At 48.3% G+C, this 8,932-nt stretch carries 13 protein-coding genes and 1 pseudogene; all 14 read left to right on the top strand.

All coding sequences use genetic code 11. The features are described 5' to 3' along the window. Positions 1-370, top strand: a 370-nt coding sequence (locus IPL17_RS08150) for an FAD-dependent oxidoreductase (RefSeq protein WP_345306586.1), incomplete at its 5' end; no start/stop codon positions are given. Then, positions 367-939, top strand: coding sequence for an NAD(P)/FAD-dependent oxidoreductase (locus tag IPL17_RS08145; protein ID WP_345306585.1), 573 nt, complete (start codon positions 367-369; stop codon positions 937-939). The genes IPL17_RS08150 and IPL17_RS08145, both read left to right, overlap by 4 nt. Positions 940-1,242: 303 nt before the next feature. Next, entirely contained in the window at positions 1,243-1,596 is a 354-nt protein-coding gene (locus tag IPL17_RS08140; RefSeq protein ID WP_345306584.1) for a DUF4260 domain-containing protein, read from the top strand. Beyond that, positions 1,593-2,090 (top strand): DUF2867 domain-containing protein, encoded by a 498-nt coding sequence (locus IPL17_RS08135; RefSeq protein WP_345306583.1) that lies wholly within the window; start codon positions 1,593-1,595, stop codon positions 2,088-2,090. The genes IPL17_RS08140 and IPL17_RS08135 overlap by 4 nt, the downstream gene beginning before the upstream one ends. Before the next feature lie 34 nt (positions 2,091-2,124). Continuing rightward, positions 2,125-3,099 (top strand): NAD-dependent epimerase/dehydratase family protein, encoded by a 975-nt coding sequence (locus tag IPL17_RS08130; RefSeq protein ID WP_345306582.1) that lies wholly within the window; start codon positions 2,125-2,127, stop codon positions 3,097-3,099. 1 nt (position 3,100) lies between these two features. Continuing rightward, positions 3,101-3,631 carry a hypothetical protein gene (locus IPL17_RS08125; RefSeq protein ID WP_345306581.1) on the top strand — a complete coding sequence of 177 codons (531 nt, stop codon included), beginning with the start codon at positions 3,101-3,103 and terminating at the stop codon, positions 3,629-3,631. 161 nt (positions 3,632-3,792) lie between these two features. Then, positions 3,793-4,035: a 4Fe-4S dicluster domain-containing protein gene (locus IPL17_RS08120; RefSeq protein WP_345306580.1), complete on the top strand. Its 243-nt coding sequence runs from the start codon at positions 3,793-3,795 to the stop codon at positions 4,033-4,035. Positions 4,036-4,130: 95 nt separating this feature from the next. Further along, positions 4,131-5,243 (top strand): 3-methyl-2-oxobutanoate dehydrogenase subunit VorB, encoded by a 1,113-nt coding sequence (gene vorB, locus IPL17_RS08115; protein WP_345306579.1) that lies wholly within the window; start codon positions 4,131-4,133, stop codon positions 5,241-5,243. A 7-nt stretch (positions 5,244-5,250) separates the two neighbouring features. Beyond that, positions 5,251-6,018, top strand: coding sequence for a thiamine pyrophosphate-dependent enzyme (locus IPL17_RS08110; RefSeq protein ID WP_345306578.1), 768 nt, complete (start codon positions 5,251-5,253; stop codon positions 6,016-6,018). A 99-nt stretch (positions 6,019-6,117) separates the two neighbouring features. Beyond that, complete coding sequence (locus IPL17_RS08105; protein WP_345306577.1) at positions 6,118-6,675, top strand: 2-oxoacid:acceptor oxidoreductase family protein; 558 nt, start codon at positions 6,118-6,120, stop codon at positions 6,673-6,675. 117 nt (positions 6,676-6,792) lie between these two features. Beyond that, positions 6,793-7,257, top strand: a complete 465-nt coding sequence (locus IPL17_RS08100) for a hypothetical protein (protein WP_345306576.1) — start codon at positions 6,793-6,795, stop codon at positions 7,255-7,257. Between the two features lie 13 nt (positions 7,258-7,270). Continuing rightward, a complete protein-coding gene (locus tag IPL17_RS08095) occupies positions 7,271-8,104 on the top strand; it encodes an aldo/keto reductase (RefSeq protein WP_345306575.1) in 834 nt (277 codons plus the stop codon). A 3-nt stretch (positions 8,105-8,107) separates the two neighbouring features. Continuing rightward, positions 8,108-8,413: an ATP-dependent Clp protease adaptor ClpS gene (locus IPL17_RS08090; RefSeq protein WP_345306587.1), complete on the top strand. Its 306-nt coding sequence runs from the start codon at positions 8,108-8,110 to the stop codon at positions 8,411-8,413. 124 nt (positions 8,414-8,537) lie between these two features. Further along, positions 8,538-8,932, top strand: a pseudogene (locus IPL17_RS08085) (hypothetical protein); the annotation flags it as partial.

Genomic DNA, 8,932 nt, shown 5'->3' with positions numbered 1-8,932 from the left:
TTTGGGCGAAAACTTTATTCCGTTCAACTGGGTGGATATTGAAGAGGACAAAGAAGGTGAAGCATTTGTGATTGCGAAGAATGGCGGCAAGAGAATCATCCCCACCATAGTTTTTGAAGATGGTTCATTTTTGGTGGAGCCATCCAATGCTGAATTAGCCAAAAAACTCAACTTAAAGACAGAAGCAAAAAAGACATATTACGATTTGATCATCATCGGAGGCGGGCCAGCAGGGTTGACCGCTTCCATCTACGCCTCAAGAGAGGGCGCCGACACATTGCTGATCGAACGCTCGGGGCTGGGCCCAGGGAATCACTGTGGGGCTGGATACTTTCGTTTTCTTGATGGATCAGTGTGGAGGAATTCGTGAACGTGTCACCCAGCAGGCAAAACGCTTTGGTGTGGAAATTTGCAAGGGCGCAGGATGTTGAAAGACTTGAAGCGGATGGTGGCTACAACGAAGTCTATACCTCGGATGGAAAGCATTATCACGCCCGTGCTATATTGATCGCATCGGGCGCGTCCTACCGCAGGCTGGATGTTCCAGGTGAAGATAATTTCATCGGCAGGGATTCATTTTTGCGCCACTTGCGATGGTCCATTTTATATGGGCGCAAAAACATTATTGTCGTTGGCGGCGGCAACTCTGCCTGCGAAGAAGGATTGCATCTCACGACTTTTGCCGAGAAAGTCACACTTCTGGTGCGCGGTGATACACTAACTGCCAGCCAGATCGCGATCGATAAGATCAACGAGCCAACTTCACGGGTGGAGGTTAAATTCAATGTGGCGGTTGACTCGTTTGAAGGCGAAAACTCCAAGCTAAAGAAGATCAATTTTCATGACTCAGCTACCGGCGAAAAAGATGAAATTAAACCTGAAGCGGCATTTATCTTCATCGGCCAAAACCCAAGCAGAATTCGCAAAAAGATCCCGTGAAAACCGACAAGTACGGCTTCATTCTTACTGGACATGATCTGGCCCATGGACAGCCTGAAAGGAAAGGGGTGAGGAGCGCCTTGCTTTTGAAACCAGCATGGCGGGTGTCTTTGCCGCAGGCGATGTGAGGCACGACAGTATCAAACAGGTGGCGTCCGCAGTTGGCGAAGGTGCGGCAGCGGCAATCTCCATCCGTGAATTTCTGAAAAGAAACTAAATTCATCTCAACTGCACCATGGCGCTCTCCTAAAAGAATATCGAGACCGAACATCCTCCTCGTAACGACATGATAAGGGAAACACAATGAAAAATTTACTGAAATTGGAAGAACTATTCATGTTCGCACTTACCATCTTTCTTTTCTCAAAACTGGATTTCGCCTGGTGGTGGTATCCCGTACTTTTATTGACTCCTGACATTAGCATGATCGGGTATCTGGTCAGCCCGCAGATTGGAGCCGGAACGTATAACTTTATTCATCATAAAGCGCTGGGAATCAGCATATTTGTGTTGGGAATCATCCTTGCAAACCAACCCATCCAATTTACAGGGTTGATCTTGTTTGGTCATTCCAGCATGGATCGGATCTTAGGCTACGGCTTGAAACATTCAGATTCGTTCCAGCATACCCATTTGGGAATGATCGGCAAAGCATGAAATCAAGCCTGCCAGAATCGTCTCTGCTGAAAAATCTTCCTCACGATTATTTGGATAGTTATTCCGCCATATTCTCCACAACTGATTTAACCATCGAGCAGGTTGGCAAGTCCTTCTTCACATCAGGCCCAGAGTGGGTCAGCTGGCTCTTCGCGCTCCGCAACAGAGTAGTCTCACTGCTTGGGTTGAAGACATCAGGCGCAGGGGAGCGGGATGCGCTCCTTCAGGGCTTCAAATACGAGGTCGGCGAAAGAGTCGGCTTGTTCAAAGTCTTTGCCAAAAATGAAAATGAGATCATTTTGGGTGAAGACGACAAGCATCTCGATTTTCGCGTCTCGTTGTTTCTTGACAAGCAAAATCAGATACTCATTGTTTCGACAGTTGTCAAAATCCACAATTGGCTGGGACGATTGTATTTTCTACCAGTGAAACCATTCCATAAGTTGATCGTCCCAACGATGGTGAAGGGAATGGTAAAACAGTTGATAAAATAGGGAGGCAACTCAACTCATAAAAAGGAATCAACTCATGAAATACTTTATCACTGGCGCAACAGGTTTTATTGGTGGACGGCTGGCACGTCAACTGCGGGAAGCGGGGCATGATGTGATCGCCGTTGTGCGCAACCCTGCCAAGGCGCAGGATCTTGCTCAATTGGGTGTAACCCTGCATCAGGGCGATGTGACCGAGAAAGAATCCATGCGCAAGCCGATGACGGGCGTGGACGGAGTTTTCCATGTGGCAGGCTGGTACAAAGTCGGCGTGCGGGATAAGAGACAGGCGTATGCCATCAACGTGGAAGGCACACGTAATGTGATGAAGTTGATGAAAGAACTGAATATCCCGAAAGGTGTGTACACGAGCACGCTCGCGGTCAACTCTGATACGCATGGCGTGGAAGCGGATGAGAATTATCATTTCAACGGAAAACATATCAGCATCTATGACCAGACCAAAGCCGAAGCACATGATGTTGCCGTAAAAATGATCAAGGAAGGTTTGCCGCTTGTCATTGTGCAGCCTGGCCTCGTGTATGGACCTGGCGACACAAGCAGTGTACGCGTTTCATTGATCCAATATCTGAAAAAGCAATTGCCTGTCATGCCCAAACAAACCGCCTTCTCTTGGGCGCACGTGGATGACATCGCTCACGCGCATTGGCTGGCCATGGAAAAAGGCAAAGTTGGCGAGAGCTATAATATTTGCGGCCCGACATATACATTTACCGATGCGCTGGGAATTGCCAAAGAAATCACAGGAGTTCGCCTGCCGATGGCCGTGCCTGCGGGAATGATCCGCGTGATGTCTGCGATGATGTATGTCTTTGATAAATTCATTCCCGTTCCTGAAAGTTACACGGGCGAAGGGTTACGCGTCATCGCGGGCGTTACCTATATTGGAACCAACGCCAAAGCCAAACGCGAGCTTGGATACGATCCGCGCCCGCTAAAAGATGGCCTTACTGAAACTCTCAAACATGAAATGAAATTACTTGGGATGTAAAATGAAAACGATCCATCTCGGAAAATTGTTTGGTCTACAAATTGGAATCCTGCCGCTGGCGTTTGTTGGGACTTTGGTTTTATGGATCGTATTCACCGTCATTGCACGTTCCGGACTCAATATTCCTTTTAGCCAAGCGCTTCTGATGGGATTCATTGCCACGCTTCTGCACTGGACCTTTGAGCTGATCCATAGCCTGGGTCATGCCTACGCTGCCAAACGGACCGGCCACCCGATGACAGGCGTCACATTCGGGGCAATGGCTGTCTTTGCGCTCACACACTATCCAAAAGATGAGCCTGAATTAAGTCCATCTATTCACATCCGCCGCGCATTGGGCGGACCGATCATCAATGGATTACTCTCCATTGTTTTCTACTTCCTTCTCCCTCTCTGGCGCGGAAATTGGTTTTGGATCGGCATGTTCGCCTTTATTGAAAACTTATTCGTTTACACTCTGCAAATTTTTCTCCCGCTTGGCTTTAACGATGGCGGTACAATTTTGAAGAATCTACGCAGGAAATCCTCGTAAACCTCAAAATCATCCAGCAAAAAAGCAATGACCTTTGGCGTTCTTGTCTATGACGCTTGGCACTACTCGCAATTGTAGGAAAACGACATAATCAGGGAGGCGGGAATTCCCGCTAATTACTGTCTAACTTCTCAAATAAGAGAATAAAACAAGGAGACTGAATGCCAGCTAAAGGTTGGATCGAAGTCAGTGATACATATTGCAAAGGATGCGAACTTTGCATAAGTGCCTGTCCACAGGATGTAATAGAGCTAAATATGTCACACCTCACCCCCAAGGGCTACCACCCCGCGCACACGTTCAAGGACGGTTGCACGGGGTGTGCTATTTGTGCGGTAGTTTGTCCAGACGCCGCGATCACGGTCTATCGTGAAATAACAAAGGCTGTACCAGTACCTGCTTAATATTAAACCGTCAAGAACGCTAAGAGCGCAAAAAATCTTTAAGATTTTCTTAGCGACCTTCGCGTACTTTGCGGTAATTAATTTTGGAGAATTGAATGGCAAAAGAATTATGGAAAGGGAACGAAGCGATTGCCGAAGCCGCCGTTCGCGCGGGGCTTGAGGCGTACTTCGGTTACCCGATCACTCCTCAAACAGAAGTGCTTGAATATCTTTCGCGGCGTATGCCCGAATTGGGACGTGCTTTCGTGCAAGCCGAATCCGAGCTTGGCGCGATCAACATGGTTTACGGCGCGGCCTGTACAGGTGTGCGCGTTATGTCATCCTCCTCCAGTCCGGGCGTGAGTCTGATGATGGAAGGAATTTCATATATCGCGGGAACTGAAGTGCCCGCAGTCTTGATCAACGTAATGCGCGGCGGACCAGGCCTCGGCAACATCGCGCCCGCGCAAGGCGATTACAACCAGGCAGTTCACGGCGGCGGACATGGCGATTATCAACCGATCGTACTGGCCCCCGCTTCTGTGCAGGAAGCAATTGACTTAACGGTTCTTTCCTTTGACTTGGCAGAGAAGTACCGCGCGATCTGCATGATCATCCTCGACGGGTGTGTGGGGCAAATGATGGAACCCGCAGAAATGCCTGAGATGAAACCAGTCCATCGCGAAAATTGGGATTGGAATACCGATGCCAAGATGGGCAAACGTGAACGACGGATCCTTTCTTCGATCTATATTGAACCTGCGGCGGAAGAAAAAATGAATCTGCGGCTGTTAAATCGCTGGAAGACCATTCAGGCCAATGAAGTTCGTTATAAGGAATATTTCCTCGATGATGCAGAGATCGTGATCGTCGGCTTCGGCACGGCGGGACGTGTGGCACTATCCGCTGTCCGCGAGGCACGCGCTGAGGGAATCAAGGTGGGTTTGTTAAGGCCGATTACTGTCAGCCCGTTTCCGTATGAGGTGATTGACCAGCTCGCAGGTCGGGCTGAGGCGTTCCTTGTCACAGAGATGAATTCAGGTCAAATGTTGGAAGATGTCCGTTTGGCCGTCAAAGGACGCGTGCCCGTTGAATTCTACGGGCGACTGGGCGGAGTCGTTCCGTTCCCTGACGAGATCCTGAACGAGATCCATCGCATCGCGAAGGTCAAGTTAAGCGCAGATGTTCACCCACGTGATGCATGGCTTGAACGAATGGCGCACGTATAGAGGCAAAATGCTAAAAGAAAATTTAGTTTACGATAGACCCGAAGGCTTTACAGATACACCCACCCACTACTGCCCGGGCTGTACGCATGGTGTGGCGCATCGTTTGGTGGCGGAAGTTTTGGAAGAGATGGGCGTGATCGACAGAACAATTGGTGTTGCGCCAGTGGGATGTTCGGTATTTGCATATAACTATTTTGATACAGACTTTGTCGAAGCGCCGCACGGACGAGCCCCCGCGATGGCAACTGGCGTAAAGCGTGTAATGCCTGACCGAATTGTTTTTACTTATCAAGGAGATGGCGATCTGGCTTCGATTGGCATGGGCGAAATTGTACATGCCGCCGCACGCGGTGAAAACATCACCGTGATCTTCATCAACAATGCCAACTTCGGTATGACGGGCGGACAGATGGCGCCGACAACTCTGCCAGGTATGAAGACCACATCTTCAGTCAATGGCCGCGACGTGGAAACACAAGGATATCCGATCAAAGTCTCTGAAATGCTTTCAACATTGGACGGCGTTGGGTATTGCGTGCGCCGCTCATTGCATGACCCCAAGAATATTCGCCTCGCGAAGAAAGCGATCCGCATGGCGTTCGAAACCCAGGCACGCGGACTTGGTTTCTCGATGGTTGAACTGCTTTCCACCTGCCCAACCAACTGGGGCATGACTCCTGTTAACTCGTTGAAATTCGTGGAAGAGCACATGATGCCATTTTATCCGCTGGGCGATTACAAGATCAGCGATGCGATAAAGCAGATAAAAATATAAGTTGAGGAGGTTTAGGTAATTAGGAAATAGGAATAAGTAATTAGGCTTCGTCCAAATGCTACTCAACTAATCCCTAATCACTGTGAACGGAGTGAACACATGCAAAAAGAAATCATCATCTCAGGCTTTGGCGGACAGGGTGTATTGTTTGCAGGTCAGGTCATTGCCTATGCGGCCATGGATTCAGGCAAGGAAGTGACGTGGATCCCATCCTATGGCCCTGAAATGCGCGGCGGCACGGCAAACTGCACCGTCGTCATTGCAGACCATGAAATTGGTTCCCCACTGGTGAAGAATCCGCCGCTGGTCATTGCGCTCAATCTGCCGTCTTATGATAAATATGAACCCGTCATGCAGGCAGGCGGGACACTGGTCGTAAATCAGTCCATGGTGGATCGCGGCGCAAAACGCACTGATATCAACACGGTATTCGTCCCAGCCAATGAGATCGCGGAACAGATCGGTGACAAGAAATTAACCAACATGGTCACAGTTGGCGCATTGCTGGCAGCGTTACCCGAAGTAACACTTGAAACAATTCAAGCCGCCCTAAAAGCACATTTGCCCGCGCGGCATCAACATTTACTTCCGAAGAATTACGAAGCATTACGCAGGGGATTTGAATCTGCCAAGGAGCAATTGGCAGTTGCAGTGTAGTACAGTGAATAGTGGATAGTAAAAGCCCGTCTTGATAAAAGGCGGGCTTTTGTGTTGATTTGTCATAATAATTGATGTATAGTAGCCGCAGTCATTAAAATCATATTGGAGGCAAATATGGAAAACGAAAAAAGTACAAAAACGGACAGGGGAACACAGAGCCAGGATGCATTCATCAATTCTGTAAAAGCCAGCCTGGACACTGCAAAAATTAAAACAGCCCGTATTCGCAAGACGGATTCTCAATTGTTCATAGCTAATGTTGTCTCGCCCGCCGCCGCGACCCTTTTGGCAGGCTTAACTGCCGCCGTTGGAGGTAATACATTATTTGTCCAAGCCGCATCACAAAGCAATGACGGCGGCTGGAGACTGGCCTGTATCCTCGTGGCAATTTTCGGTTTTATCGCGACCGTTAGCGGGATGTTCAAAAAGCAATTCGATGATCGACTCGTGCAGGGAAATCAATGTGTTGGAAGATTGCTCTCTCTTGACCTGGCGATCACTACAGGCAGCGGTGATTGGGAAGAGGTCACCAAGGAATATCGTGAGATCGTCAAGGCTTTCCCTGAATTTATAAGTTGACGTGATTTTCAATATGAAATACGAAACCATCCATAAGATAACCCTCCCCAAGATTGGATTCGGCACCTGGAAGATCGGTGGCGAAGCATTACCGAACCCTGCCTGGGACACGAAGTCGCTCGCGGCGCTGCGCTCGGCATTGGAGATCGGTTATACCCACTTTGACACAGCGGAATATTACGCCGCTGGCCATTCTGAAGAGTTGGTCGGGCGCGCCGTGCGTGAGTCAAATACAAAACGCGAAAATCTATTCATCACATCCAAGGTTTCGCCCGAACATTTAAACTATGATGATGTTTTCAAATCCTGCGAGAACAGCCTCCGCCGCCTCAAGATGGATTACATTGACCTGTATCTCATCCACTGGCCGGGCAGGGGAATGAAACTTGAAAAGACTTTTCCCGCATTGAACAAACTCGTGCGTGATGGGAAGGTCAAACATTTGGGGGTGAGCAATTTCAATTTAAAACTGCTCAAACAGTCACAGGGATATTCTGAAACGCCCATCCTTACCAACCAGGTGCCCTACAGCCTGCCCGACCATTCCTATGTGGAAAACGGCGTGCTCGAATATTGTCAGCAAAATGATATTCTGGTCACAGCCTATTCGCCCGTGAAGTTTCGAAGTATACGAGTTAATAAAACTTTGAAGGAAATCACAAACGCACATTCCGCCACGCCGTTCCAGATCGCGCTCGCATGGCTGGTGATGCAGCCGCGTGTAATCACCATTCCGACGTCGTTCGATCCGCAGCACATCAAAGAGAATTTCGATGCGGCAGATATTCTATTGAGTGCAGATGAAATGACTCGATTGGGCAATGCGTGGAATAAAGGCAATGTGTAAGTGATGAAATCACAAGTCACACCTGAGATATTTATCACTGAAGAAACAAAAACCGAGTTAGAGCCGCTTTACCGCGTCATTATCCACAATGACGATGTTACGCCGATGGATTTTGTCGTGCGTGTGCTGACGTCAATTTTTTATCTAGGCACCGACAGGGCAATGGACATTATGCTCATGGCGCACATCAAGGGGACGGCCTACGTACAAACCCTTCCCAAAACTGAAGCAGAAAAACGAATCAACAAGGCACATTTCGCAGCAGGGCTTGAAGGGTATCCCCTCCATTTTTCAATCGAACCAGAATAAAGACCGATCTACTTACTGGATAAAGCATCTGTATCCCAGATCATTTCGGATAATTCCTATTGTAAATATCGTTATATTGCTGTATATTGTTGCTAATAATTTTGTCCGTAAATCTGGAGGATACATGACAACCAATTCCATGAAACTGCAGGAAAATAAATTAGCAGCCGCGCAAGAAAAACTTGAGAACGCAAAAAAAGAATACTTTGAGACGATCGAGAGCATACAGGCCTTTGCCGAGCCAAGGCTTGTACAATCAACATCGCTGATCATGAGAGCCGCGTATTCAGATAGAGTGGCGTGGATGATGGCGGTCATGTCAAAATTAGCGTACATAGAATTTGAGACCAGCGAAGAGGAGCTTTTTCGGCTGATTTTCAATTTGAAAAGCGGGGGATTTGAATTGGTCAGCACTTTTTCCAAAGGCAGCACACAATGCTTTCTGGCAAAAAATGAAAACATGTACGTGCTTGCATTCAGAGGCACACAGCCAAAAAGATTTGAAGACATCAATACAGA

It is taken from the genome of Candidatus Villigracilis saccharophilus, assembly GCF_016711665.1.
Note: the sequence above shows the minus strand (reverse complement) of the source record. Positions and strands in the feature narration are given on the sequence as shown.

Bases quoted from the DNA above. Each gene is read 5' to 3' on its own strand.
- IPL17_RS08125 (WP_345306581.1), top strand. From the start codon at position 3,101: ATGAAAACGATCCATCTCGGAAAATTGTTTGGTCTACAAATTGGAATC.
- IPL17_RS08110 (WP_345306578.1), top strand. From the start codon at position 5,251: ATGCTAAAAGAAAATTTAGTTTACGATAGACCCGAAGGCTTTACAGAT.
- IPL17_RS08130 (WP_345306582.1), top strand. From the start codon at position 2,125: ATGAAATACTTTATCACTGGCGCAACAGGTTTTATTGGTGGACGGCTG.
- vorB (WP_345306579.1), top strand. From the start codon at position 4,131: ATGGCAAAAGAATTATGGAAAGGGAACGAAGCGATTGCCGAAGCCGCC.
- IPL17_RS08135 (WP_345306583.1), top strand. From the start codon at position 1,593: ATGAAATCAAGCCTGCCAGAATCGTCTCTGCTGAAAAATCTTCCTCAC.
- IPL17_RS08090 (WP_345306587.1), top strand. From the start codon at position 8,108: ATGAAATCACAAGTCACACCTGAGATATTTATCACTGAAGAAACAAAA.
- IPL17_RS08095 (WP_345306575.1), top strand. From the start codon at position 7,271: ATGAAATACGAAACCATCCATAAGATAACCCTCCCCAAGATTGGATTC.
- IPL17_RS08120 (WP_345306580.1), top strand. From the start codon at position 3,793: ATGCCAGCTAAAGGTTGGATCGAAGTCAGTGATACATATTGCAAAGGA.
- IPL17_RS08140 (WP_345306584.1), top strand. From the start codon at position 1,243: ATGAAAAATTTACTGAAATTGGAAGAACTATTCATGTTCGCACTTACC.
- IPL17_RS08105 (WP_345306577.1), top strand. From the start codon at position 6,118: ATGCAAAAAGAAATCATCATCTCAGGCTTTGGCGGACAGGGTGTATTG.
- IPL17_RS08100 (WP_345306576.1), top strand. From the start codon at position 6,793: ATGGAAAACGAAAAAAGTACAAAAACGGACAGGGGAACACAGAGCCAG.